Source organism: Nesterenkonia suensis (genome assembly GCF_054782935.1).
Map to the genome: position 1 here is coordinate 941,813 of NZ_BAAGRN010000001.1, position 25,704 is coordinate 967,516.

Below are 25,704 nucleotides of genomic sequence, written 5' to 3' on the forward strand. Positions count from 1 at the left end.
CGCTCATTCTGCAGGCCGGGCCGCTCAGTCCCTGGGGGCGAGGATCATGTTCGTCATCCGGGCCGTGGAGAGTCGGCGACCCTGCTCGTCGCGCATCACGATCTCATGCGAGGTCAGCGTCCGCCCCAGGGTGATCGGAGTGCAGGTGCCGGTGACCAGGCCGTCGGTGACCGCCCGGTGGTGGGTGGCTCCCAGCTCGGTGCCCACCACGGCGTGGGGCAGATCCAGGGTGAGGCGCACATGCAGGATGGCGGCCAGCGAGCCCAGAGTCTCCGCCAGCACCATGTGCGCACCGCCATGGAGCAGCCCCATGTTCTGCTCATTGCCGGCGACCGGGAGGGTGGCCACCACCCGTTCCGGGGTCATCTCCTCGAAGCGCAGCCCCATCTTCTGCCCGAGCGGGGCCACTCCGTGGGGGCCCATCAGCGGGTGCAGGTGCTCCGGGACTCCGGCGGCCTGGAGCAGGGCGGTGCGCTCGGCATCGTCGGGGACCCGGTCGGCGGCCGGCGGCAGGTGCGTCTCAGGGGCGATGCGGGCGGTGAAATCTCCACTCATGCCCACTAGAGTTGCACTGTGAGCCCGAAGAGTGAAGCCAGCCCCGAGAATCCGCCCGCCGCAGCACCCGCCTCCGGGGGTGAGAAGCTTCTCGTCGTCGACGGTCACTCGATGGCGTTCCGGGCGTTCTACGCCCTGCCGCCGGAGAGCTTCATCACTGACTCCGGCCAGTACACCAACGCCGTGCACGGCTTCACCAATATGCTGCTCAAACTCATCCGTGAGGAGGAGCCCACGCACGTCGCCCTGGCCTTCGACCTGGACACGCCCACCTTCCGGCACGAGTCCTACGATGAGTACAAGGGCGGGCGGGACAAGACCCCGGAGGAGTTCCGCGGCCAGATCACGCTGATCAAGCAGGTCGCCGAGGCGATGAACATCCCCGCGGTCACCGTCGAGGGCTATGAGGCCGACGACATCGTCGCCACCTACACCAGCCAGGCCGAGGACGCCGGCTGGCAGACCCTCATCGTCTCCGGGGACCGCGACGCCCTGCAGCTGGTCACCGACCGCACCACGCTGATGTACCCCACCTCGGGGATCTCCAAGGTCACGCTGCTGGACCCCGCAGGGGTGGAGGCCAAATACCTCGTTCCGCCAGAGAAGTACCCGGACCTCGCCGCCCTGGTCGGCGAGTCCGCCGACAACCTGCCCGGTGTTCCGAAGGTCGGTCCGAAGACCGCCGCGAAGTGGATCGGACAGTACGGCTCCGCGCAGGAGATCATCACCCAGGCCGATCAGATCGGCGGCAAGGTCGGGGAGAACCTGCGCGCCGCGCTCGACGACGTGCGGCGCAACCTCGAGCTCAACCGGCTCGTGCGCGATCTCGACCTGCCCGTCGCCCTGGAGGACACCGCGCTGCGGCTTCCTGACCGGGAAGCGATCGAGCCGCTCTTCGACGCCCTGCAGTTCAACCAGATCCGCGAGCGCCTCTTCGAGACCTTCGCCCTGCGGTTCCCCGAGGCCGCGGTCGCTCCAGAACCCACCGAGGAGCTGCCGACGCTGCGGATCCTCGGCGAGTCCGGCGAGCTCACCCAGGCGCTGGAAGCCGCCGAGGGTCCGATCGCCGTCGCCCTGTGTCTGGACCGCAGCGGGGAGGGGCTCTCCACCAAGGCCAAGCGGGACGAGGCTGCTCGGGTGGCCGAGGCGCTCGCCGTGGTGCTGGTGCCCTCGCCCGGCACGGAGGCGATGGTGATCTCGCTGACCGAGGCCGACGCCGACGTCGAAGCCGCCCTCGGGGCGTGGCTGGCAGATCCCGGACGGCCGAAGCTCATCCATGACCTCAAGGACGCCGGACGGCGTCTGGCTCGGCGCGGTCTGCGGCTGGCCGGTGCCGTCGAGGACACTCTGGTCTCCGGCTACCTCATCCAGCCTGATCGGCGCAGCTTCGCCTTCGCCGACCTGGTCACGCAGTACCTGGGCGCCTCCACCGAACCGGAGGACTACCTCAGCTCCTCCGCGGCACAGGACGTCGAGTCGGGCGGAGGAGACACCCTGTTCTCCGCCCAGGACGCCGTGTCCGGGGTGAGCCGCGCAGACCTCGAGTCCGCCGCGGTCCAGGGGATGCTGCTGCACCGGCTGACCGTGGTGCTCGGCGAGCAGGTCGCCGAGCGGGAGGCCTCGGGGCTGCTGCAGGATCTGGAAATCCCCCTGGCCGAGGTGCTGCTGCAGATGGAGCTGACCGGGATCGCAGTGAGCCGAGAGCGCCTGGAAGCCCTCGATGCCGAGTTCGAGGACTCCATCCGTGCGTCGGCGGAGGAGGCCTACGCCGCCGTCGGGCATGAGGTGAACCTGAGCTCGCCCAAGCAGCTGCAGACGGTGCTCTTCGACGAGCTGGGTCTGCCGAAGACCCGTAAGACGAAGACCGGGTACTCCACTGATGTCGAGTCCCTGCAGGATCTGCTCGCCAAGACCCAGCATGATTTTCTGGTCCATCTGATGGCGCATCGCGACGCCACCAAACTGCGCCAGACCGTCACCGGGCTGCGGGGGGCCGTCGACGATGACGGTCGGATCCACACCACCTACGCCCAGACCGTCGCGGCGACGGGTCGGCTGTCCTCCCTGCATCCGAACCTGCAGAACATCCCGGTGCGCACGGCCGCCGGACGCCGCATCCGCGACGCCTTCGTGGTCGGGGACGGCTACGAGAGCCTGCTGACGGCCGACTATTCGCAGATCGAGATGCGCATCATGGCCCACCTCTCCGGGGACCAGGCGCTCATCGCGGCGTTCCGGGCCGGGGAGGACCTGCACAGCTTCGTCGGAGCTCGGGTCTTCGGCGTCGGCACCGACGAGGTGACGGCTGAGATGCGCTCGAAGGTCAAGGCGATGAGCTATGGGCTGGTCTACGGTCTCTCCAGCTTCGGTCTGTCGAAGCAGCTGGGCATCGGGGTGGACGAGGCCCGGGACCTGATGAACGAGTACTTCCAGCGCTTCGGTGCGGTGCGGGACTATCTGCGGGAGGTGGTGGAGCAGGCCCGCACCGACGGATACACCTCCACGCTCTACGGTCGGCGTCGGTACCTGCCGGATCTCACCAGCGACAACCGGCAGCTGCGGCAGATGGCCGAGCGGGCCGCGCTCAACGCGCCCATCCAGGGATCGGCGGCCGACATCATCAAACAGGCGATGCTCGACGTCGATGCCGCCCTGCGGGAGTCCGGCCAGCGCTCGCGGATGCTGCTTCAGGTCCACGACGAGCTCGTGCTCGAGGTGGCGCCCGGAGAACGTGACGCGGTCGAGCAGCTCGTGGTGGAGAGGATGCGCGCCGCCGCGGAGCTCTCCGTCCCGCTGGACGTCCACGTGGGAGTCGGCGGATCATGGCATGAGGCCGCCCACTAGAAGGCGACGGGGGTGAGATCGAGGCGCGGAGGCGGCTCGGGGGTGACTCGGGGACATTCCTCGATAAGCTGGCCCCGTGACTTCTGAGACCACCACGCCGTTCGCCCCTGCTCCGCGTCCGCCTGCTGTGGCCCCGTTGGCCGACGGCCTGCGCGCTGAGACGTTCCCCGTCGTCGCGGACGCCGAGGGGAAGGTCGGCGACCCGCGCGTCACCGCCTTCGCCCGGGGGGTGGGTCAGGGCTTCTACGAGCGGTGGTCCGCCCAGGAGCAGGTCGACCGCTGGGTCGCCACCTTCGTGGAGGACGGCCAGGTGCTGACCGGCGTCTATGTGGACGCAGGCCGGGCGTCCAGGGAGCCGTGGGGCGAGACCCTCGAACGTCTCGGGCACGGGCCCGATCACCCGGTGGGAACCTTCGCCGAATGGGACAAGACCCTCAACGCCGGTGGGCCGGAGCTGCTGGAGGCCCGGCTGATCTCCGCGGTCACGGTGAACCCAGGTTTCCGGCGCCGGGGGATCCTGGCGCATCTGATGACCTCCCGGCTGGCGGCCGCCGTCGAGGAGGGCATGCCGCTGGCCGCGCTGACGGTCTCCGAAGGCGGCATCTATGGGCGTTTCGGCTATGGAGCGGCCACGCGCGAGCAGGAGATCCAGGTCAACGCCACGCCTGCCGGCGAGGGTTTCGGGCTGCGCACCCCGCCCACGGGGACCGTGCTGCCGGTGGACCCCACCCGGCTGGGGGAGACGCTGGACGGGCTCTTCGCCGCCCAGCACGCCGCCACCCGGGGATCAGTGGGTCGTCAGGCGGCCCACCGTGAGTTCGCGACCGCCCGGTGGAGTCCGGACGACGTCAGTGCGTGGAACCGTGCGGCCCGCGCCGTGGTGCATGTGGCGGAGGACGGGGAGATCGGCGGATGTGCGGTGTTCTCCTTCGAGGGATGGGACACCGAGCCGCCCACCCTGCGTGTGATCGACATGGTCGCGCGCGACGGCGCCAGTCGGGTGGAGCTGTGGCGTCACCTGACCAGCATGGATCTGATCCAGCGGGTGGTGCACCGGCAGGCCCCGGTCGAGGACCCGCTGGCCCACGCGCTGGTCAACCCGCGCGCCCGGAAGGTCACCGGGGTCCAGGACGTCCTCTGGGTGCGTGTGCTCGATGTGGTGCGCTGCCTGCAGGCTCGCCAGTGGGTCGCCGACGGGCGGATGCGCCTGCGGGTGGAGGACCGGCTGGGCATCATCGACGGCGACTACCGGGTGACCGTGTCCGCCGGACGCGCGCAGGTGGAGCAGCTCGAGTCGGGACGGCCGGGACAGGGCGGCGCAGGGTCGGTCGAGCCGGAGGTGCCGACGATGAGCGTGGACGCCGACACTCTGGGCACCCTGCTGCTGGGCGACGTCTCGCTGCGCACCCTCCACGCCGCCGGACGGATCGGGATCGAATCGGCCCGGGAGGCCGACCTGTCTCAGCTGGCAGCGACCTGGGACCTGCCGACTGCTCCGCATTGCGCCACGCATTTCTGAGGCGCTCCTGAGATGCTTCTGAAGCGCTGACGCCGGGGGATCCCCGCGGATGCAGTTGAACAGGATTGGGCGCGGAGTATAGACTGGGCGGGCGCGTTCTGCGCACAGAGTCGATTCAGACCTCTGACACAGATCCTGTTCGGCCCAGACGCCTCCGGCGCCCGGGCCCGGAGTATGTCATTCGTCCGTCGCTCAGTGCATGGAGAACCGTGCACTGACCAGTTCAAGCAAACGATCCATATCGGAGCCCCTACTACATGACCACCACCGCAACCGCCCCGCAGGTCGCCATCAACGACATCGGCACCGCTGAAGAGTTCCTCGCCGCCGTCGACGAGACCATGAAGTACTTCAACGACGGCGACCTCGTCGAGGGCACCATCGTCAAGGTCGACCGTGACGAGGTCCTCCTCGACATCGGGTACAAGACCGAGGGCGTCATCCCGTCCCGCGAGCTGTCCATCAAGCACGATGTCGACCCGGACGAGGTCGTCGCCGTCGGCGACCAGGTGGAGGCTCTGGTCCTCACCAAGGAGGACAAGGAAGGGCGTCTGATCCTCTCCAAGAAGCGTGCTCAGTACGAGCGCGCCTGGGGCGACATCGAGCGCATCAAGGACGAGGACGGCGTCGTCTCCGGCACCGTCATCGAGGTCGTCAAGGGCGGCCTCATCCTCGACATCGGGCTGCGCGGCTTCCTGCCCGCCTCGCTGGTCGAGATGCGCCGCGTCCGCGACCTGGCCCCCTACATCGGCCAGGAGATCGAGGCGAAGATCATCGAACTGGACAAGAACCGCAACAACGTGGTTCTGTCCCGCCGCGCCTGGCTGGAGCAGACGCAGTCCGAGGTCCGCTCCTCCTTCCTCAACAAGCTCGAGCGCGGCCAGGTCCGCACCGGCACCGTCTCCTCGATCGTCAACTTCGGCGCCTTCGTGGACCTGGGCGGCGTCGACGGTCTGGTGCACGTCTCCGAGCTGTCCTGGAAGCACATCGACCACCCGAACGAGGTCGTCGAGGTTGGCCAGGAGGTCACCGTCGAGGTCCTCGAGGTGGACATGGACCGTGAACGCGTCTCGCTGTCCCTGAAGGCCACCCAGGAAGACCCGTGGCAGACCTTCGCCCGCACCCACGCACTGGGCCAGATCGTGCCCGGCAAGGTCACCAAGCTGGTGCCCTTCGGTGCGTTCGTCCGCGTCGAGGACGGCATCGAGGGTCTGGTGCACATCTCCGAGCTGGCCGTGCGCCACGTGGACCTGGCCGAGCAGGTCGTCTCCGTGGGCGAGGAGCTCTTCGTCAAGGTCATCGACATCGACCTGGAGCGTCGCCGCATCAGCCTCTCGCTGAAGCAGGCGAACGAGGGCGTCGACCCCGAGGGCGAGGAGTTTGACCCCGCGCTGTACGGCATGGACGCCGAGTACGACGACGAGGGCAACTACAAGTACCCGGAGGGCTTCGACCCGGAGACCAACGAGTGGATGGAAGGCTTCGAGGAGCAGCGTGCTGCCTGGGAGGCCCAGTACGCCGCCGCTCAGGAGCGCTGGGAGGCCCACAAGAAGCAGGTGGCCGCCGCCATCGCCGCCGACGCCGAGGCCGCCGCTCAGGCGTCCATGGGCGGAAGCAGCTCCTCCTCCTCGCCGGCGAAGGCTGAGCCCGCGCCGTCGAACTACTCCTCCGCGCAGCCGGCGGAGGACGCAGGGACCCTCGCCTCGGACGAGGCGCTGGCCGCGCTGCGTGAGAAGCTGACCGGCAACGGCTGATCCCGCAGATCGGCTGAGCCGCACGGCTCGAGAACATTCAGGCCCCGTCCCACTTTCTGGTGGGACGGGGCCTGATGTCGTACCGGGGTCGTCTCGCAGGGAAGCGGGTTCAGGCGCGCGTCGACTCGGTGACGGTGAACTTCGGGTTGCGGGCGAGCTGGCGAGTGGGTCCGACCTCTCGCACCAAGGCGGGCCGGTGCCGCAGGTGGGAGTTCCAGACGCAGAGCAGCCGTCCCCCGGGCTCGAGCACGCGGCCGGCCTCGGCGAAGAGACGGTGGGCCACGGTGGGGTCCACGGCGTTGCCCCGGTGGAAGGGCGGGTTCAGCAGGATGAGGGGAACGCTGCCGTCCTCCCAGGAGGTCAGCGCATCATCGCGGACGGTGTGCACCCGGTCCGCGACGCCGGCGGCCTCGGCGCTGCGGCGTGTCGAGATCACCGCTGAGGCGGACTGGTCCACCGCCGTCACCTGGGCCCGCGGGTTGCGGCGTGCGGCCCAGACGGCGATGGTGCCGTTCCCGCAGCCGAGGTCCACCAGCTCTGTGCCCGCGGGAAGCAGCTCCTGGGTGGTGCGCTGGGAGGTGCCCTGGGCGAGGGTGCGCAGCAGGAATCGTGTGCCGGGGTCCAGGCCCGTTCCGCCGTAGACCGCGCCTTGAGCGCACAGCGTCAGCTCCGAGCTCAGGCCGAGCTCACCGACATCCTGGTGGGAGCGGCGGCGCGGAAACGGCGCCGTCACGCCGCGCCGCGGTCCTCGTGCGGTCAGTACACGGGCCTTGCCTCGGCCGCGGCCCGGGACGACGTCGGTGAAGTGCTCCTCCAACACGGTGTTCATCGACCGGGACATGTGCTTGTCCCGACCGCCGGCGAGCAGCACCACTTCGTCGGCGGCGTGCTCGGCCACCAGCCAGGCCCAGTCGGCGAGGGTCTCCAAGGACCGGGGGAGAGGCATCAGCACGGTGCGGCTGCCGGAGAGCATCGTGGCGGTCACCTGTGGGGTCCTGCTGATCTGGGCGAGGCGGGTCGACAGCCCCGACCGGTCCGCGTTGGCCTCGAGAGCGATCTCTGCGCTCCGGGAGTCCTGGCCGAGCCGGAGGGTCGGTCTGCTCGACGCCGGCAGGCCGGCCAGCAGGCCCAGAGTCACCGCACCCCAGTGGTCGTCGACCACGGCGATCTCCTCGCACGGATGACCGGCCGAGAACCAGGCTGCGGCTGTGTCGAGGAGCAGGCGGTCGGCGGCATCGGCGCCCGGGCCGTCGGGCGGATGCCGGGTCAGCGGGTCGAGGGTCTCCGGCCGGGCCAGCACCGAGGGCGCGACCTCGGGGGTCTGGCCTGGGGGCACGGCGGGCTGCTCTCCGGGGGAGGGACTCATGGCAGCTCCACCCACCCGACACCGTCGTCGTCGAGGACCGTCCGGCCCGCGGTCAGCTGCGCGAGGCGGTCGTCAAGGGCTCGGCGGTCCTGCGCGGTGTCGTTCACCGCCAGCCGCAGCACGGCGGAGGATCCTGCCCCGTACTCGGTCCCGAGGACCTCCACATCGCCGGAACGGAGCTCGTTCTCCCAGCGTCCCACCACGGCGACCGGGGCAGTGAGGCGCAGGTGCCGCATCCGTCGTCGACGGCGCAGCGCCCCCTGATCCCGGGCCTGGTCCACTGCGGCGACGACGGAGTCGGAGTAGGCGCTGACCAGCCCTCCCGCACCCAGCAGGGTGCCGCCGAACCAGCGGACCACCACGGCGACGACGTCGGTGAGGTCCTGCTCTCCGGCAGGCATGGTCGCTCGGCTGAGGGCCTCCAGCATAGGCGCTCCGGCCGTGCCGGAGGGCTCCCCGTCGTCGTGGCTGCGGCGGACCTCCCGGGTGGGGCCGATGAGCCAGGCGGAGCAGTGGTGCCGGGCGGTGTGGTGCTGACGGCGCAGCCCGTCGATGATCGTCTGGGCCGCCTCCGCGGTCTCGGCCCGGCGAAGGACGGTGAGGAACCGGGACTTCCTGCGCTCGAGCTCGACGACGACGGCGGCGTCCTCGGCGAGGACGGTGCACAGCCGGCCGGGGGAGGAGGACGTCATAGTCCCCCAGTCTAGTGGAGCGCACAGATGGTCAGGTTATGACCAGGAAATGATCAGCTGATGATCACAGTGCAATCACGAAGCGCCTTCTTTCGGAGTCATGAGCCGGTCCTGTTTCCGTGATCTGAATGAGACTGCCCGGATCTGGTCGCCGAGCGGGCCTGGCCGTAGAGTGTAGGCATTCACCTGGAGCTACACGCCGCCACGGCCTGAAACGTGAAAACAAACGACTATTCTTCTACGGTGAGTCCCACGATCCGGATCACCGACATCGGCGGGCCGGAGGCCAGGCAGACCCCATGAAAGGCGACCTGATGCTCGAGAGGTTCCACGACCTGTTCAGACTGCGCACGAGTCCTGTGGTGTTCTTCGTCTCGGCGGCGATCATCCTCGGGTTCGTGGTACTGACCCTGATGATGCCGGACCGGATGGGCGAGTTCTTCGGCACCGGCTCCGGCTGGATCTACGACAACCTCGGCTGGTTCTACGTCTCCGGGGTCACGATCTTCCTGCTCTTCCTGATCTACATCGCGCTGGGGCGATTCGGCCGGATGCGCCTCGGCCAGGACGACGAGACCCCAGAGCATTCCGACATCTCCTGGTTCGGCATGCTCTTCGCCGCCGGCATCGGCACCATCCTGATGTTCTGGGCGGTGGCGGAGCCGGTCAACCACTTCGCGAACCCGCCGCGCGGGATCTCGGCCGAGGAGGCTTCGGAGATCGTCGAGGGCGGCGGCTCGGTCGACCCGACCACCGTGGTCGGCGGGACGGCGGAGGCGGCCTCCGAGGCGATGGGTTTCACGCTCTATCACTTCGGACTGCACACCTGGACGATCTTCGCCCTGCCGGGGCTGGCCTTCGCCTACTTCATCTACAAGCGCAATCTTCCGCCGCGGGTCTCCTCGATCTTCCAGCCCTTGCTGGGGGAGAAGATCCACGGGCCGGCCGGCAAGGCCATCGACATCCTGGCCATCGTCGGCACCGTCTTCGGCGTCGCGGTCTCCATCGGTCTGGGCACGATGCAGATCAACTCCGGGCTGGCCGAGCTCTTCGGCCTTGAGGAAGATGCGCTCTCTCAGATCATGATCATCGCCGCGGTGACGATCGTGGCGCTGATCTCCACGCTGCTCGGAGTGAACCGGGGCATCAAGCGGCTCTCGAACTTCAACATCTGGGTGGCGATCGCGCTGCTGGTGTTCATCCTGATCACCGGCCCCACCATCTATCTGTTGCGCGGGATGATCGAGTGGACCGGCGTCTACGCGTCGATGCTGCCCGAGCTGGCGTTCTGGAACGACACCATGGCCGACACCGGCTGGCAGGACAGCTGGACGATCTTCTACTGGGCCTGGACCATCACCTGGTCACCCTTCGTCGGCATCTTCATCGCCCGCATCTCTCGCGGGCGCACGGTCCGGCAGTTCGTCGCCGGAGTGCTGGGACTGCCGACGCTGTTCACCATCGTGTGGTTCGGCATCTGGGGAACCGGGACCTTCGACATCGAGATGCACGGCGACGGCGGCCTGGTCGAACGGGTCGTCGGCGAAGGGGACATCCCGGGGGCGCTGTTCGCCTTCCTCGGCGACTTTCCGCTGGTCACGCTGACCTCGGCGGTGGCGATCATGCTGGTGTCCATCTTCTTCATCACCTCCATGGACTCCTGCGCCCTGGTGCTCAACGACATGTGCTCCGGCTTCGAGGGCAAGGTCCCGGCGCACCAGAAGGGCTTCTGGGCCGTGGCCATCGGGCTGATCGCCGCTATCCTGCTCACCGCCACCGGAGACGGAGGGCTCGGCGCGCTGCAGAACGTGGCCATCGTGCTGGGACTGCCGTTCTTCCTGCTGGGGTACCTGATGATGTTCAACCTCTCCCGGGCCATGCGCGAGGACGCCGGCGAGATCGGTCTGCTCCGGACGAGGCGCTGGCTGAAGACCCTCCCGCCGGAGGAGTACGAGCGTCGGATGGAAGAGGCCGACGACTCGCTCGTCGAGGCCGTGGTCGCCCCGGACTTCCAGGAGGGGACCCAGCCCGAAGGGGCGCCAGAGGTGGACCATGTCGAGCAGCCGGAGATCGTCGAGGAGTACCGCATCCGCACCGGCGAGGCCCCTGTGGTCGATGCCAGGGATGCCGGCGACGTCCGCAGCACAGGGGACTCGGACCGGAGCTGAGTCCGCGGGTGCTCACTGCGGCGGCTGCACGCAGCGCAGCGGGGCTCCGTCTCGGGGGACGTTGGTGATGTTGCGCAGCCGGGTGCCGGCCGGCCGCTCGGCCACCGGCTCCACCTGCCGCAGCACTTCGCGGAGCACCTCGACCCCTTCCATCTGGGCGAAGGCCGCGCCGAGGCACCGGCGCACCCCGCCGCCGAACGGGATCCAGGTGTGCGGGTCCAGGGAGCCGTCCAGGAAACGCTCGGGGCGGAAGTCCTCCGGAGCGTGCACATGGCGAGGATCCGACTGGGTGAGCATGATCGCCGGGGCGACCGTCACACCGGCAGGAAGCGTCCAGCGGCCGACCCGCTGCTCGCTGCGCAGCGTGCGGGCGACGAAGTCGATGATCGGATGTAGCCGCAGGGTCTCCTTAAGACAGGCCTCCAGAAAGTCGTCATCGCCGCTCTCCGCGGCCTGACGGGCGCGTCGGCGCACCTGAGGGCGACGGCCCAGCTCATGCAGGGTCCAGGCGAGCGCGGAGGCCGTGGTCTCGTAGCCGGCCAGCACCAGGGTGACCAGCTGGTCCCGCAGCTGCGCGTCGTCCAGTCCTGCGGCGATCAGCAGAGCCAGCACGTCGGGGCGGTGCGGGACGTCCTCGGCGTGCTGCTCCGCCCGTCGGGCGGCCAGCTCCTCGGCGATCAGCTGGTCCACCTCCTGCAGGTTCCTTCGCTCGCCCCGCCACGGGGGCACCCCACGCAGCGGGGGATACAGCCATCCCAGGGCCACCACCGGACCGACGTCCACCAGCCGCAGGAGGCGGGGGCGCAGCCGCTCCAGGCGCTCGGTGGAGCTCACCCCGAAGACCACCTGCAGCATCACCTCCAGGGTCACCGCACTCATCCGGGCCGACGTGTCGACGGTCTCCCCGGGGCGCCAGCCGGAGACCTCGTCCTGCACGAGACGGCGGACCGTGTCCCGATGCGAGCGCACAGCCTGCGGGGAGAAGGCGGGCATGAGGGCCCGACGGAGCGCTCGATGGTCCTCGCCGTCGGTGAGCATCACCGATCGATCACCCATCGCCGCACGGAGCACCTCGTTGCCCCCGGCGCCGCTGAACTCCCAGGAGTCTCCGGCGAAGATCTCCCGGACATCGGCGGGATCGGAGAACAGGACGACAGTCTGCGGTCCCGGCAGCAGTCGGAGCCTGATCGTGCTGCCGTAGCGGGCCCGCCATCGGGGAAAGGCCCGGCGGCGGTCGCCGTACGCCATCAGTGTCTGCACGAGTGCGGGCAGCCGTGGCCCGGGAGGAAGCGCCATGAGCGGATTCTTGCATAGACTCACCCCATGATCGGCAGTTCCACCGCCCGCCCGCCTCACTCCGGCGGGGAGTCAGGCGCTGACTCCCACGCTGCGTCAGCCGAGCCCCCCACGCCCGCACGTGCGGGACCCGCCGCCGACACGCTCCTGGTCGGCCTCACCGGCAGCATCGCCTCCGGAAAGTCCGCCGTCGCGGCCCGGATGGCCGCACGGGGCGCCGTCGTGATCGATGCCGACGTCCTCTCCCGCTACGCGCTGCAGCCCGGCGGTGAGGGGCTCACTGAGGTCGCTGAGGCCTTCGGGGGGTCGGTGCTCCAGGCCGACGGCGCGCTGGACCGGGCGGCACTGGGAGCGATCGTGTTCGCCGACCCGGCGGCCCGCCGGCGGCTGAACTCCATCGTCCACCCCAAAGTCCGCCGACAGGCCCGGGAGCTGCGCGAGAAGGCCCCTCCCGGCAGCGTCGTCGTGGAGGACATCCCTCTGCTGGTGGAGACCGGTCAGGCGGATCGCTTCGATCTGGTGGTGGTGGTCCACGCCCCGGAGGAGGAACGCATCCGCCGGATCGTCGAGGACCGGGAGGGCACCGAGGCCGACGCCCGGGCCCGCATCGAAGCCCAGGCCACCGATGCCCAGCGGGCGGAGGTGGCCGATGTGGTGCTGGACAACTCGGGAACCCTGGAAGAGCTCTATGCCCAGGTGGACGAGCTCATGGACCGCCTGATGCGGCCGGACCGCGGCGGTCTGGTCGACCCAGCCCGATGAGCCGGGCGCGTCGGGCGGACAGTCCCGGGGGCGGGCTCGGCAGGAGACGTGGGTCGAAGACTTCTTCGAGGTGGACGCGGTAGGCTGTCCGGGGCGGATCGGAGCCCCGGTCCGCCGCATCCACGAGACGGGAGGCGAGTGGACGATGTCTCTGGCGCCGAAGATCAGTCGCACGGTGGCCCCCTTCGAGGTGATCAGTCCGTACCAGCCCTCCGGAGACCAGCCGAAGGCGATCGAGGAGCTGGCGGAACGGATCGAAGGCGGCGAGAAGGACGTCGTGCTCATGGGTGCCACGGGCACCGGCAAGTCGGCCACGGCCGCCTGGCTCGTCGAAAGGGTCCAGCGTCCCACCCTCATCATGGTGCAGAACAAGACGCTGGCCGCCCAGCTCGCCAACGAGTTCCGAGAGCTGCTGCCGAACAACGCAGTGGAATACTTCGTCTCCTACTACGACTACTATCAGCCCGAGGCCTACGTCCCGCAGACGGACACCTTCATCGAGAAGGACTCCTCCGTCAACGAGGAGGTCGAGCGGCTGCGCCATTCGGCGACCAACGCCCTGCTGACCCGCCGTGACGTCGTGGTCGTCGCGACCGTCTCCTGCATCTACGGACTCGGCACCCCGGAGGAGTACATCGCGCAGATGGTGCCGGTACGTCGGGGGGACATGCTCGACCGGGACGAGCTGCTCCGCCGCTTCGTGACGATGCAGTACGTCCGTAACGACACAGACTTCCACCGCGGCACCTTCCGGGTCCGCGGGGACACGGTGGAGATCATCCCGATGTACGAGGAGCTCGCCGTGCGCATCGAGTTCTTCGGCGACGAGATCGAGGCGATCCACACGCTCCACCCGCTCACCGGCACCGTGGTGCGCGAGGAGGAGGAGATGTACATCTTCCCCGCCAGCCACTATGTCGCCGGCGACGAGCGCATGGCCCGAGCCGTCACAGCCATCGAGGACGAGCTGCGGGACCGCCTCGAGGAGCTGGAGTCCCAGGACAAGCTGCTCGAGGCGCAGCGGCTGCGCATGCGCACCACCTACGACCTCGAGATGATGCAGCAGATGGGCTTCTGCAACGGCATCGAGAACTACTCCCGGCACATCGACGGACGTCCGGCGGGTTCGGCGCCGCACTGCCTGCTGGACTACTTCCCCGACGACTTCCTGCTCATCGTCGACGAGTCCCATGTGACGATCCCGCAGATCGGCGGCATGTACGAAGGCGACATGTCTCGCAAACGGACGCTGGTGGAGCACGGGTTCCGGCTGCCCTCGGCGATGGACAACCGTCCCCTGAAGTGGGACGAGTTCCTCGAAAGGATCGGACAGACGGTCTACCTGTCGGCGACCCCCGGGCCCTACGAGCTCGGCGTCTCCGACGGTGTCGTCGAGCAGATCATCCGTCCGACGGGGCTCATCGACCCGGAGGTCGTCGTCAAACCGACGCAGGGGCAGATCGACGACCTGCTCGGCGAGATCCGCTCCCGTACGGAGCGCGACGAACGGGTGCTGGTCACCACGCTGACCAAACGGATGGCCGAGGACCTCACCGAGTACCTGCTGGACCACGGGGTCAAGGTCGAATACCTGCATTCGGACGTGGACACGCTCAGACGTGTGGAGATCCTCCGGGAGCTGCGCCGCGGGACACACGACGTGGTCGTCGGCATCAACCTGCTCCGCGAGGGCCTGGACCTGCCCGAGGTCTCGCTGGTCTCGATCCTGGACGCCGACAAGGAAGGCTTCCTGCGCTCCACCCGGTCGCTCATCCAGACCATCGGCCGTGCCGCCCGCAACGTGTCCGGTCAGGTGCACATGTACGCGGACCGGATCACCGATTCGATGCGGCAGGCCATCGACGAGACGGAGCGACGTCGGCAGATCCAGCAGGCCTACAACGAGGAGCACGGGATCGACCCCCGCCCGCTGCAGAAGAAGATCGCCGACATCACCGACCAGCTTGCTCGGGAGGACGCCGACACCGCCGATCTGCTCCAGGGTATGGGCGGCCTCGCCACCGGCTTCGAGTACGGCAAGGGCCACCGCGGCTGGACCGGATTCCAGAAGGACGGAGCCGGCGCCCCGGAGGAGGCGGCGTCGGGCACTGCCGCCTCGACGACTCCGGCCACGGATCTGGCCGATCTCATCGAGCAGATGACCGGCCAGATGCACCATGCCGCCGAGGAGCTGAACTTCGAGCTGGCGGCTCGGCTCCGGGATGAGATCGGGGATCTGAAGAAGGAGCTGCGCCAGATGCAGCAGGCCGGGCACGACTGAGCCCGGGCGGGCGGGTGTATGCTGAACCCCTGCGTGAGGGAGTATCCGTCAGCGCTGTGCACGTCAGCACGCGGGTCGTCGTCGACCTGCCGGGCACTGCGGCCGGGAGCCGCCAGATCCGCCAGGATCGTCGAGGCGCCCCGGGGGAGAGACTCGCGAGGACCGTCCACATCCTCGTGACCCTCGAAAGGATCCTCTCCCGTGGAGATCACCCCCCTGGTCTGGGGACTCACCATCCTGCTCATCGTCGGGCTGCTCGCCTTCGACTTCATCGTCCATGTGCGCAAGGCCCACATTCCCAGCATCCGCGAGGCTGCGGTCTGGTCGGCCCTCTACATCGGCGCCGCACTGGTCTTCGGCCTCGTCTTCCTGATGCTCGGCGATCCGGCGCTGGCCGCCGAGTACTATGCCGGCTACGTCACCGAGAAGGCGCTCTCGGTGGACAACCTGTTCGTCTTCCTGGTGATCATCGCCAGCTTCAACGTCCCCCGTGAGGATCAGCAGAAGGTGTTGCTGTTCGGGATCGTCTTCGCGCTGATCGCCCGCACCGGCCTCATCCTGCTCGGCGCCGGGCTGATCCACGCCTTCTCCGACGTCTTCTACCTCTTCGGCATCATCCTGCTGGCCACCGCCGTCCAGCTGCTGAGGAAGGGCGCCGGAGGTGAGGACGCCGCCGACGAGGCGGACAACGTCATCATCCGGCTGGCTCGGCGGTTCCTGCACACCACGGAGCACTACGACCGCGACCGGCTCGTCACGCGGGTGGACGGCAAGCGGATGCTGACCCCGATGCTGCTGGTCATGGTCGCCATCGGCGGTACCGACATCCTCTTCGCCGTGGACTCCATCCCCGCGATCTACGGGCTGACCCAGGAGCCGTACATCGTCTTCGCCGCGACCGCCTTCTCGCTGATGGGGCTGCGGCAGCTGTACTTCCTGATCGACGGCCTGCTGGACAGGTTGGTGCACCTCTCCTACGGGCTGGCGGTGATCCTCGGCTTCATCGGCGTGAAGCTGCTGCTCCACGGGCTGCACGAGAACGGCCTGCCGTTCGTCAACGGCGGGGAGCCGGTGGCGGTCCCGGAGATCTCCACCGGCATGTCGCTGATCGTGATCGTCTCGGTGCTCGCGGTGACGGTGGTCAGCTCGCTGCTCTCGCCGGCGGGCCGGGCGCTGCGCGGCGCCCGGCCCGCCGGCGACGAGCCTGTCCGGGAGCAGCCTGGGCTGCCTCAGGCCTCCGGCAGCGAGAAGTCGGCCCGCCGTCCCTGAGGCACCAGGTCCAGGTAGCCGCCGTCCTCCTCGGAGGCATGCTTGGCGATGAAACTGCGCACCAGCGGGCAGTACGGCAGCACCGAGAGGCCCTCGGCCCGGGTCTGGTCGAGAGCCTGGCGCACCAGCTGGGAGGCCAGGCCGCGGCCCTGGTGGGCCTCCCCGATCTCGGTGTGGGTGAAGGATCGCGACCCGTCGCGGGCGGAGCGGTACTCGGCGAAGCCTGCCAGGGCCCCGTCGACGAGGATCGCGAAACGGGTCTGGTCGGCCTGATTGACGACCTCGACGCCGTCCTCAGTCGACTCGGGCGTGGGTGAATCGCTCATCAGGGGTTCCTTCCGGTGTGGGTGCGTCCGGATCAGGCGACGCCTCCTGCTCCTCGGATCCCTCCTCGGGAGAAAGCACCACGGGGGCGGGGGCGTCGGTCAGGTGGAGCAGCTCGCGCAGGATGCGGGCGCCGTCGTCGTGAAGACCGTCGTGGTGGAACTCGTCGGTCTCCCATACGCGGAGCCCCTGAACCTGCGCGGCGGTCTCCCATGACAGCTCACGGGCCACGTAGACGTCGTCGGTGTAGACGGCGGCCGCGGCCGGGACCGTGTTCCGCCCCAGCTGTGCCACGTCGTACAGCGGCTCCCAGTCGTCGACGGCGGCGAGGCGGTCGGCTGCCTCGGCCAGCGGGGCCAGGGCCGGGTCCAGGGCGACGTGGTGACGCAGGATCATCTCACCGGTCAGCAGGGGAGAGGCCGCCGCGGGGGAGAACTCCGGGTACTCATCCAGGACGCGTGCGGCCGCCCAGTCTGTGGCGCCCCGACCCGCGGTGAGCTCGGCGGGCTGTCCGTAGATGGACTCGTGCATCACCGCGTACATCGGGGCCGAGGCGAATGAGATCTGCTGATGCACCGCGTGGAGAAAGGTGTCGGAGAGCTCATCCCGGGTGGGTGAAACGAAGGCCTCCTCGAGGAGGAAGTGCAGGGAGTCGGCCCGGGTGTTGCCGCCCAGCAGCATTCCGAGCATCTGCAGGCGCGGCACGGTCAGCGGGGACCCGTCCGGCAGCCGCTCATCGGCGCGTCGCAGGTGGTCGATCACGGCGTCCAGGCGTTCGCGGTCCTCGGGGAAGCGGGAGAAGTGCTCTCGGTTCCGAGCCGCCATCCTCGCGTAGGTCGCCTGGTAGACACGGTCGGCGTGGCCGGTCAGCGGTGCGAGGCCTCCGGTGATCAGCGCCCGGTCGAGGGAATCAGGGGAGAAAGACAGGTAGGTCAGGGTGCAGAAGCCGCCGAAGCTCTGCCCGAGGACGCTCCAGGTCTCCAGACCCAGGCTCCGGCGGAAGGCCTCCGCGTCACGCACGATGGAGTCCGCGCGGAAGTGTCGCAGGTGGGCGGCCTGCTCGGCGCCGCGGCCGCGGCGCAGCAGGGACCGGCGAGTCAGCGGTGTGGACAGTCCGGTGCCGCGCTGATCCAGCATCAGGATCCGGAACCTGCGGCCGGCCTCCTGCATCCATCCGGGCAGGCGCGGCGGACGCACTCCCTTGCCGCCGGGCCCGCCCTGGAGATAGAGCAGCCACGGCATGCTCGCCACGCGCTCCTCGCCTCGCTCGGCGGCCTCCGCACTGACGAACTCGCGGGCGAAGACCTCGATCTGCTCGCCGTCGGGGAGGGCATGGTCCAGGGGCACCTGCAGACGGTGCTCCACCAGACGGGTGCCGTCCAGGAGGGTGCGGGCGGGGGAGGACGTCGGGGTCATGCTGCCTCTCTCTGCTGACCTCTCGGGCCGGCGTCGTCGTCGGGTCCCCGGAGGCGACCCGTCGCCGCGGTGGGAACGCGCTGAGGTGGGACGATGGGAGCTGACTCGGGCGAGGTGGTCAGCCCCCACCGCGGACCAAGTGTGTCACAGGCCACAGCGGTCGGTCATCTCTGCGACGTCGGACGGGTTCAGGTGACGGGGGCGTGCTGGACTTCGCCCACGTGGTCCACCAGCACCACCGGGGCACCGATCTCGTCGGAGGCGGCCAGGTCGATCCACGCATGGACGCCCCAGTCATGGTTCCCGTCGGCGTCGTCGAGCACCTGCACCGCACGCCAGAAGCCGGACCGGCCCGCCGGAGCCTCATCGATGCGGATCAGCCCGGGCCCGCGCGCGGAACTGTCGGTGAAGACGTCGTCATAGACGTCGAAGAAGGCGTCCATCGCCGCGCCCCACCGGTCGGCGTCCCACCCGGCGTCGCCATCGAGCCGCTCCAGCTCCTGCTCGTGCTCGTGAGCGAAGAGCTCGGCCCGCAGGAACATCGCATTGCGGACCATGACCCGGAAGGCCCGCACGTTGTGCGTCACGCCCTCCGGCTCGGCCGGGGCGGCATCGGTGAGCTGAAGGTCCTCAGCCGTCGCGTCCTCGGCCCCCGCGGCGAGGCGCTCCCACTCCTCGAGCAGCGAGTTGTCGGTCTGCCGGATCATCTCGCCCAACCACTCCACCAGGTCCTCGAGCCCTTCGGTGACCCGGTGCTGGGGCACGGTCTGGCGCAGGGCCTTGTAGGCATCGGTGAGGTAGCGCAGGAGCACGCCCTCCGAACGGGAGAGCTGGTAGTGGTTGACCATGTCGGTGAAGCCGAATGCCCGCTCCACCATGTCGCGGACGACCGCCTTCGGGGCGAGCTCATGGTCGCCCACCCACGGTGCCGAGGAGCGATAGACCTCGAACTGCTGGGTGAGGAGATCTGCCAGCGGCTGGGGGTGGGTCATCTCGTCGAGGATGCGCATCCGCTCCACATATTCGACGCCGTCCGCCTTCAGCTCGGCGATCTTCTCAGACTTCAGCTTCTTCACCTGAGCCCCGGTGACCTGGTAGGGGGTCTCCAGGATCGCCTCGATCACGGAGATGACATCCAAGGCGTAGGTCTCGGACTCAGGGTCCAGCAGCTCCAGCGCGGCCACCGCGAACGGCGCCAGCGGCTGGTTCAGCGCGAAATCATCCTGCAGGTCCAACGTCAGGTCGACGGTCCGTCCGTCCTCGTCCGGCTCTTGGAGCCGTTCCAGCACGCCGGCCGTCAGCAGCTCCCGCAGGATCTGCAGGGCCCGCCGCTGCAGGAGCGCCTGACGCGCGGGTGTCTCATCGCTGCCGCGGATCAGCCGTCGCATCGCCAGGATCGGGTCCTCCGGTCGTTGCAGCAACTGCAGGACCATCGCGTAGCTGATCCTCATGCGGGAGGCCATGGGCTCCGGAGTCGCCTCGATCAGCCGTTCGAAGCTCTTCTCCGACCAGCTGACGAAGCCGTCCGGCGGCTTCTTCTTCCCGGCAGAGCGGACCGCCTGGGCGACCTTCTTCTCATCGTCTCCGTGCTTGGCGCGGGCCTTGCTGAGCGCCTGCAGGTTCTCGATCACATGCTCCGGAGCCTGGACCACCACACGCCCCTCGGTGTCGAAGCCGGCACGGCCGGCCCGTCCGGCGATCTGGTGGAACTCGCGGGCGTTGAGCTGGCGGGTGCGTTCGCCGTCATATTTGCTCAACGCCGTGAGCAGCACGGTGCGGATGGGCACGTTGATCCCCACACCGAGGGTGTCCGTGCCGCAGATGACCTTCAGCAGGCCCTCCTGGGCGAGCTGCTCCACCATGCGCCGGTACTTGGGCAGCATGCCGGCGTGGTGCACGCCGATCCCGGAGCGCAGCAGGCGGTTCAAAACCTTGCCGTAGCCCTTGGCGAACCGGAAGGTCTCCAGCCGCTGCCGGATGAGCTCGCGGTCCTCCTTGCCGACCACGTTCAGCGAGGCCAGCCCGGCGGCGCGCTCGGCCGCTTCACGCTGGGAGAAGTGCACCACGTAGACCGGAGCCTGGTGGCCGCCGACCAGCTCCTCGAGCTTGTGCTGCAGCGGGGTCGTCGAGTACTCGAAGTGCAGCGGGACCGGACGGTGGGCGGAGGAGACCGTGACGACGTCGCGACCTGTCCGCTCCGCGATGCGCCGCTCGAACCGGCTGGTGTCGCCGAGGGTGGCGGACATCAGCAGGAACTGCGCCCGTGGAAGCTCCAACAGGGGGACCTGCCAGGCCCACCCCCGCTGCGGGTCGGCGTAGAAGTGGAACTCGTCCATGACGACCGGGCCGACATCGGCCTCGGCGCCGTCGCGCAGAGCCTCGTTCGCAAGGATCTCCGCCGTGCAGCAGATGATCGGGGCCTGCGCGTTGACCGCAGAGTCACCGGTGACCATGCCGACGTTCTCCGCGCCGAAGATCTCCACCAGGGAGAAGAACTTCTCCGAGACCAAGGCCTTGATGGGGGCGGTGTAGACACTGCGCTCCCCACGGCACAGCGCGAAGAAGTGCGCGGCGGTGGCCACCAGGGATTTGCCCGAGCCGGTGGGCGTGGCCATGATGACGTGCCGCCCGTCGGCCAGTTCCAGGACGGCGTCCTCCTGGGCGGGATAGAGCGTGAGGCCACGTTGCGCGGTCCACTGCGTGAAGGCCTCGACGAGGCGTTCGGGATCCGGTGCGCCCCCTTCGGCGGAGGAAGGGCGCAGGGTGTCGAGTCGGGGAGCCGCCACTACCAGCCGCGCTCCCGCCACTGGGCGAGCTGCGGACGTTCCGCCCCCAGAGTGGTCGGATCACCGTGACCGGGATGGATGACGGTGTCGTCGGGGAAGGCGGCGAAGAGTCTCGTCTCGACATCGTCGATCAGGGCGCTGAAGTCGTCGTCGGTCCAGGTCTTTCCCACGCCCCCGGGGAACAGCGAGTCGCCGGTGAAGACATGGGTCGGTCCGTCCTCGACGGGGTAGACGAAGGCCACTGAGCCAGGGGTGTGTCCCCGCAGCTGGATGACGTCCAGCCCGATGCCGTCGTACTGGACCAGGTCGCCGTGGGCCAGTGTGCGGTCGATCCGCACGCCTTCGGCATCGGCGATCGCGGCGGCGTCGTCCTCGCCGGCGGCAGTCTCCACGCCCTGGGCCAGGACGGCCAGCGCGCGGATGTGGTCCCAGTGGCGGTGAGTGGTGAGCACGGCGCGCAGCTGCGGGGCACACGGCGTGTCCGCGGCCGCCTCGGCGAGCATCCCGCGGATCGCCTCGGCGTCGTCGGCGGCATCGATGAGCACCTGGACCCCCGACTTCTTCGCCGTGAGCAGGTAGACGTTGTTGCTCATCTCGGAGACCGCGATGCGACGGACGGTGATCGCCGGAAGGTCGTGGATCAGTGAGCTGTCGGTGGCCATGGATGACAGTCTATGGTCTGCTGTCGGTCAGATGCCATGGCGTCGTCGAGCGGTGGGAGCGCACTGTCTCCAGCAGCCCGGCCAGCGCGGCGCGGAGCCCCTCGGCGTCGTCGACGACGGCATCGCTCCCAGCGGCCTCCAGTTCGCCCGCGGGCGCGCAGCCCCAGCTGACCCCGACACACGGCATCCCGTGGGCGTGGGCGCCTTCGACGTCGAAGCGTCGGTCACCGACCATCACCGCCGGCGCCTGGCCGGGGGCGAGTCCCAGCGACTCCAGCGCGGCCGCGAGGATGGGGCCCTTCCCGGCGTGGGGGACGGACTCGTCCGCCGAGGAGCCGGCCACCGCATCGAAGGCCGCGGTGAGCCCCTGGACCTCCAGAAGCCGCTCCGCCAGCGGCTGGGGCTTGGAGGTGGCCACTGCGAGGGTCGCTCCGGCGGCGCGCAGTGCGGCGAGCAGGTCGCGGACTCCGGGGTAGACGGTGGAGGCCGCCATGCCATGGGCGAGGTAGCCTCGCCGATAGTGCTCCACGACGTCGGGCACCAGCTCCTCGCGCATCCCGGGCAGCGCGAGGAGACTCGCGGCCAGCGGCGGGCCGACCATCGCCTGCAGAGTCGCGGAATCCGGGACCGGGACCTGGTGGGCGTCGAGAGCAGCGGCGATTCCTCCGGTGATGGACCCGGCAGGGTCCACCAGGGTGCCGTCCAGGTCGAAGAGCACCACTGCGTCGGAGAAGCCCCCCGTGAGATTCTCGGTGAAGTTTTCGGTGAGATTCTCGGTGAGATTTTCGGTGAAGTTCTCGGTGAAGTTCTCGGCGGAGCCGGGCACGGGTGTGGGATCGTCCATGCCTCCATCCTGCCAGCAGCCGGCGTTCCGCGGAGGCGGTGTGTCGAATGTTTGTTCGATCGGCGTCGCGGGCATACACTGGTGCGCGTGTCTGAGCGAGTTGTCGAGGTCGGCGGTCCAGTGATCCAGTCTGAGGGTGACGAGGACCGCCCTGGTCAGCGCCGGGGAGCTGGTGCCAACGGCGTCGTCGGGCGTGCCGAGGCGGATCGGATCGTGGTCCAGGGCGCCAGAGAGCACAACCTCCACGACGTCGGCGTGGAGCTGCCCCGCAACGCCTTCATCGTCTTCACCGGCCTCTCCGGCTCCGGGAAGTCCTCGCTGGCGTTCGACACCATCTTCGCCGAGGGCCAGCGCCGGTACGTCGAGTCGCTCTCGGCCTATGCGCGCATGTTCTTGGGGCGGGTCGACAAGCCCGACGTCGACTTCATCGAAGGGTTGTCCCCGGCCGTCTCCATCGATCAGAAGTCCACCTCGCGGAACCCTCGGTCCACAGTGGGCACGGTCACCGAGATCCATGACTACCTCCGGCTCCTCTGGGCCCGCATCGGGGTGCCCCACTGTCCGGTCTGCGGCGAGAAGATCGACCGGCAGACGCCGCAGCAGATCGTGGACCAGATCCTGGACCTGCCGAAGAGGGCCCGGTTCCAGGTTCTGGCGCCGGTGGTGCGCGGTCGCAAGGGGGAGTTCAAGGACCTCTTCCGGGAGCTCGCGGGGCAGGGGTTCGCGCGGGCCACCGTCGACGGTGAGCCGGCCCAGCTCAATGACCCGCCGGTGCTGGAGAAGCAGATCAAGCACCACATCGATGTCGTGATCGACCGCCTCGTCATCCGCGAGGGCATGCGCCAGCGGCTCACCGACTCCATCGAGACCGCGCTGCGCCTGGCCGAGGGACGGGTCGTGGTCGATCTCGTCGACCTCGCCGACGACGGCAGCGCCGAGAACCCCGACCGCGTCCCGGACGGACTCACCGGCCCGAAGCACCGCAGCTTCTCGGAGAATCTGGCCTGCCCCAACGAGCATCCCCTGGCGATCGATGAGATCGAGCCGCGCTCCTTCTCGTTCAACTCGCCCTTCGGCGCCTGCCAGACCTGTTCCGGCATCGGTTCCCGCCTGGAGGTGGATGAGGAGCTGGTCATCCCTGATGACACCCTGTCCCTGCAGGACGGGGCCATCGCTCCGTGGAACCGCGGCAAGGCCTCCAGCGAGTATTGGATGCGTCTGATCCGAGCCCTGGCCGAGGACCTGGACTTCTCGCTGACCACGCCGTGGCGCGATCTGCCGAAGAAGGCACGCAAGGCGCTGCTCCACGGGCGCCATCACAAGGTGGTCGTCCAGTACCGCAATCGCTTCGGGCGTGAACGGAAGTACTCCACGGGATTCGAAGGGGTCCTGTCGTATCTCCATCGCAAGTATGAGGAGACCGAGTCCGACAACGCCCGGGACCACTATGAGCAGTATATGCGCCAGATCCCCTGCCCGGACTGCGACGGGCAGCGGCTGAACCCCGCCTCGCTCTCCGTGCTCATCGAAGGTCGCTCCATCGCGGAGGTCTCCCGCCGGCCGCTGGACGAGATCGTCGAGTTCTTCTCCACGCTGAGCCTCTCCGCCCGGGACGCCACGATCGCTGAACAGGTCCTCAAGGAGATCCTCGCCCGGCTGAACTTCCTGCTCGACGTCGGCTTGGGCTACCTGAACCTGGAGCGCGCCGCCGGCACGCTCTCCGGCGGGGAAGCCCAGCGCATCCGGCTGGCCACGCAGATCGGCTCCGGACTCGTGGGTGTGCTGTATGTGCTCGACGAGCCCTCCATCGGCCTGCACCAGCGGGACAACACCCGGCTCATCGGCACGCTGACCCGGCTGCGTGATCTGGGCAACACGCTCATCGTCGTCGAGCATGACGAAGACACGATCGCCGCAGCCGACTGGGTGGTCGACATCGGCCCCGGAGCAGGGGAGCGGGGCGGGCGCATCGTCCACTCCGGCTCCGTGGAGGGGCTGACGGCCAATGAGGACTCCATCACCGGGGACTACCTCGCCCGGCGCCGGGTGATCGCGGTGCCGGAGGGTCGGCGCCCGGTCGACTCCCAGCGGATGCTGCGTGTCGTGGAGGCCTACGAGAACAACCTGGTCGACGTCAGCGTCGACATCCCGCTGGGTGTCTTCCTGGCCGTCACCGGGGTCTCGGGCTCGGGCAAGTCCACCCTGATCAACGAGATCCTGTACAAGTCTCTGGCCAACCGTCTCAACAATGCTCGGCAGGTGCCCGGCCGTCATCGGCGCATCGACGGCATCGACCACCTCGACAAGGTCATCCATGTCGACCAGAGCCCGATCGGGCGCACCCCACGGTCGAATCCCGCCACCTACACGGGCGTCTTCGATCACATCCGACGGCTGTTCGCCGAGACCCAGGAGGCCAAGACACGCGGTTACCAGCCCGGCCGATTCTCCTTCAACATCAAGGGCGGTCGCTGCGAGTCATGCTCGGGGGACGGGACGCTGAAGATCGAGATGAACTTCCTCCCTGACGTCTACGTCCCCTGCGAGGTCTGCCATGGCGCCCGGTACAACCGGGAGACCCTGGAGGTCCACTACAAGGGTCGGAACATCGCCGAGGTCCTGGCCATGCCGATCGAGGAGGCCGCGGAGTTCTTCTCCGCCTTCGCGCCGATCGCCCGCCACCTGAACACCCTGGTGGATGTGGGCTTGGGGTACGTGCGTCTCGGCCAGGCGGCCACCACGCTCTCCGGCGGAGAGGCCCAGCGGGTCAAGCTCGCCTCCGAGCTGCAGAAGCGCTCCAAGGGACGCAGCATCTATGTCCTCGACGAGCCCACCACCGGGCTGCACTTCGAAGACATCCGCAAGCTCCTGGGGGTCCTGCAGAGCCTGGTGGAGAAGGGCAACACGGTGGTCACCATCGAGCACAACCTCGACGTGATCAAGTCGGCCGACTGGATCATCGATCTCGGGCCCGAAGGGGGCACCGGAGGCGGACGGGTCGTCGCCGAAGGGACGCCGGAGCAGGTCGCTGAGCGGGCCGAGGAGGCCGGCTCCCACACTGGGGCGTTCCTCCGTACGGTGCTGTGACCTGCGGGGCGGGCTGTCGCACTGGCTGTGACGGGCCGCTCACCGGGTAGACTGAACTGCGGCCCAGCACGGACGGCGC

17 protein-coding genes are annotated in these 25,704 nt (G+C 69.0%); 8 read left to right on the plus strand and 9 right to left on the minus strand.

All coding sequences use genetic code 11. The annotated features are described in order from the left end of the window. Positions 1–24 precede the first annotated feature (24 nt). Positions 25–555 carry a hotdog fold thioesterase gene (locus ACYVKI_RS04090; RefSeq protein ID WP_460689051.1) on the minus strand — a complete coding sequence of 177 codons (531 nt, stop codon included), beginning with the start codon at positions 553–555 and terminating at the stop codon, positions 25–27. 18 nt (positions 556–573) lie between these two features. On the opposite strand from ACYVKI_RS04090, the gene polA reads away from it, so the two are divergent. From polA to rpsA, 3 genes are all read left to right on the plus strand, one after another. Then, the gene (gene polA / locus ACYVKI_RS04095) at positions 574–3,399 is read left to right on the plus strand and encodes a DNA polymerase I (RefSeq protein ID WP_460689052.1); all 2,826 of its coding nucleotides are present in this window, start codon (positions 574–576) and stop codon (positions 3,397–3,399) included. Positions 3,400–3,475: 76 nt separating this feature from the next. Then, positions 3,476–4,918 carry a GNAT family N-acetyltransferase gene (locus tag ACYVKI_RS04100; protein WP_460689053.1) on the plus strand — a complete coding sequence of 481 codons (1,443 nt, stop codon included), beginning with the start codon at positions 3,476–3,478 and terminating at the stop codon, positions 4,916–4,918. Positions 4,919–5,175: 257 nt separating this feature from the next. Next, on the plus strand, positions 5,176–6,672 hold the full coding sequence (gene rpsA / locus ACYVKI_RS04105; protein WP_460689054.1) for a 30S ribosomal protein S1: 1,497 nt from the start codon (positions 5,176–5,178) through the stop codon (positions 6,670–6,672). A gap of 109 nt (positions 6,673–6,781) precedes the next feature. Here the strand turns inward: rpsA and ACYVKI_RS04110 are convergent, their stop codons facing one another. Together ACYVKI_RS04110 and ACYVKI_RS04115 are read right to left on the minus strand one after the other, a co-directional pair. After that, the gene (locus ACYVKI_RS04110) at positions 6,782–8,038 is read right to left on the minus strand and encodes a class I SAM-dependent methyltransferase (protein WP_460689055.1); all 1,257 of its coding nucleotides are present in this window, start codon (positions 8,036–8,038) and stop codon (positions 6,782–6,784) included. Next, complete coding sequence (locus ACYVKI_RS04115) at positions 8,035–8,730, minus strand: IMPACT family protein (protein ID WP_460689056.1); 696 nt, start codon at positions 8,728–8,730, stop codon at positions 8,035–8,037. The genes ACYVKI_RS04110 and ACYVKI_RS04115 overlap by 4 nt, the downstream gene beginning before the upstream one ends. 314 nt (positions 8,731–9,044) lie before the next feature. Here ACYVKI_RS04115 and ACYVKI_RS04120 point away from each other — a divergent pair, with 314 nt between their 5' ends. Then, the gene (locus ACYVKI_RS04120) at positions 9,045–10,898 is read left to right on the plus strand and encodes a BCCT family transporter (RefSeq protein ID WP_460689057.1); all 1,854 of its coding nucleotides are present in this window, start codon (positions 9,045–9,047) and stop codon (positions 10,896–10,898) included. 12 nt (positions 10,899–10,910) lie between these two features. Here ACYVKI_RS04120 and ACYVKI_RS04125 read toward each other — a convergent pair whose 3' ends face one another. Further along, entirely contained in the window at positions 10,911–12,194 is a 1,284-nt protein-coding gene (locus ACYVKI_RS04125; RefSeq protein ID WP_460689058.1) for a cytochrome P450, read from the minus strand. A gap of 27 nt (positions 12,195–12,221) precedes the next feature. On the opposite strand from ACYVKI_RS04125, the gene coaE reads away from it, so the two are divergent. The 3 genes from coaE to ACYVKI_RS04140 all read left to right on the plus strand — a co-directional run bounded on the left by coaE (position 12,222) and on the right by ACYVKI_RS04140 (position 16,506). Next, positions 12,222–12,956, plus strand: a complete 735-nt coding sequence (gene coaE, locus ACYVKI_RS04130) for a dephospho-CoA kinase (RefSeq protein ID WP_460689059.1) — start codon at positions 12,222–12,224, stop codon at positions 12,954–12,956. A 145-nt stretch (positions 12,957–13,101) separates the two neighbouring features. Further along, the gene (gene uvrB, locus ACYVKI_RS04135; protein WP_460689060.1) at positions 13,102–15,237 is read left to right on the plus strand and encodes an excinuclease ABC subunit UvrB; all 2,136 of its coding nucleotides are present in this window, start codon (positions 13,102–13,104) and stop codon (positions 15,235–15,237) included. A gap of 201 nt (positions 15,238–15,438) precedes the next feature. Continuing rightward, positions 15,439–16,506 (plus strand): TerC family protein, encoded by a 1,068-nt coding sequence (locus ACYVKI_RS04140; RefSeq protein WP_460689061.1) that lies wholly within the window; start codon positions 15,439–15,441, stop codon positions 16,504–16,506. Here ACYVKI_RS04140 and ACYVKI_RS04145 read toward each other — a convergent pair. The 5 genes from ACYVKI_RS04145 to ACYVKI_RS04165 all read right to left on the minus strand — a co-directional run bounded on the left by ACYVKI_RS04145 (position 16,467) and on the right by ACYVKI_RS04165 (position 22,538). Then, complete coding sequence (locus ACYVKI_RS04145) at positions 16,467–16,832, minus strand: GNAT family N-acetyltransferase (RefSeq protein WP_460689062.1); 366 nt, start codon at positions 16,830–16,832, stop codon at positions 16,467–16,469. The two genes, ACYVKI_RS04140 and ACYVKI_RS04145, sit on opposite strands and share 40 nt — an antisense overlap. After that, positions 16,801–18,246: an alpha/beta fold hydrolase gene (locus tag ACYVKI_RS04150; protein WP_460689063.1), complete on the minus strand. Its 1,446-nt coding sequence runs from the start codon at positions 18,244–18,246 to the stop codon at positions 16,801–16,803. The genes ACYVKI_RS04145 and ACYVKI_RS04150 overlap by 32 nt, the downstream gene beginning before the upstream one ends. A gap of 188 nt (positions 18,247–18,434) precedes the next feature. Beyond that, complete coding sequence (locus tag ACYVKI_RS04155) at positions 18,435–21,032, minus strand: DEAD/DEAH box helicase (protein ID WP_460689064.1); 2,598 nt, start codon at positions 21,030–21,032, stop codon at positions 18,435–18,437. Further along, on the minus strand, positions 21,032–21,694 hold the full coding sequence (locus ACYVKI_RS04160) for an MBL fold metallo-hydrolase (RefSeq protein WP_460689065.1): 663 nt from the start codon (positions 21,692–21,694) through the stop codon (positions 21,032–21,034). The genes ACYVKI_RS04155 and ACYVKI_RS04160 overlap by 1 nt, the downstream gene beginning before the upstream one ends. A 10-nt stretch (positions 21,695–21,704) precedes the next feature. Then, complete coding sequence (locus ACYVKI_RS04165; RefSeq protein ID WP_460689066.1) at positions 21,705–22,538, minus strand: HAD hydrolase-like protein; 834 nt, start codon at positions 22,536–22,538, stop codon at positions 21,705–21,707. Between the two features lie 210 nt (positions 22,539–22,748). On the opposite strand from ACYVKI_RS04165, the gene uvrA reads away from it, so the two are divergent. After that, the gene (uvrA, locus tag ACYVKI_RS04170; RefSeq protein ID WP_460689396.1) at positions 22,749–25,625 is read left to right on the plus strand and encodes an excinuclease ABC subunit UvrA; all 2,877 of its coding nucleotides are present in this window, start codon (positions 22,749–22,751) and stop codon (positions 25,623–25,625) included. Positions 25,626–25,704: the final 79 nt, after the last annotated feature.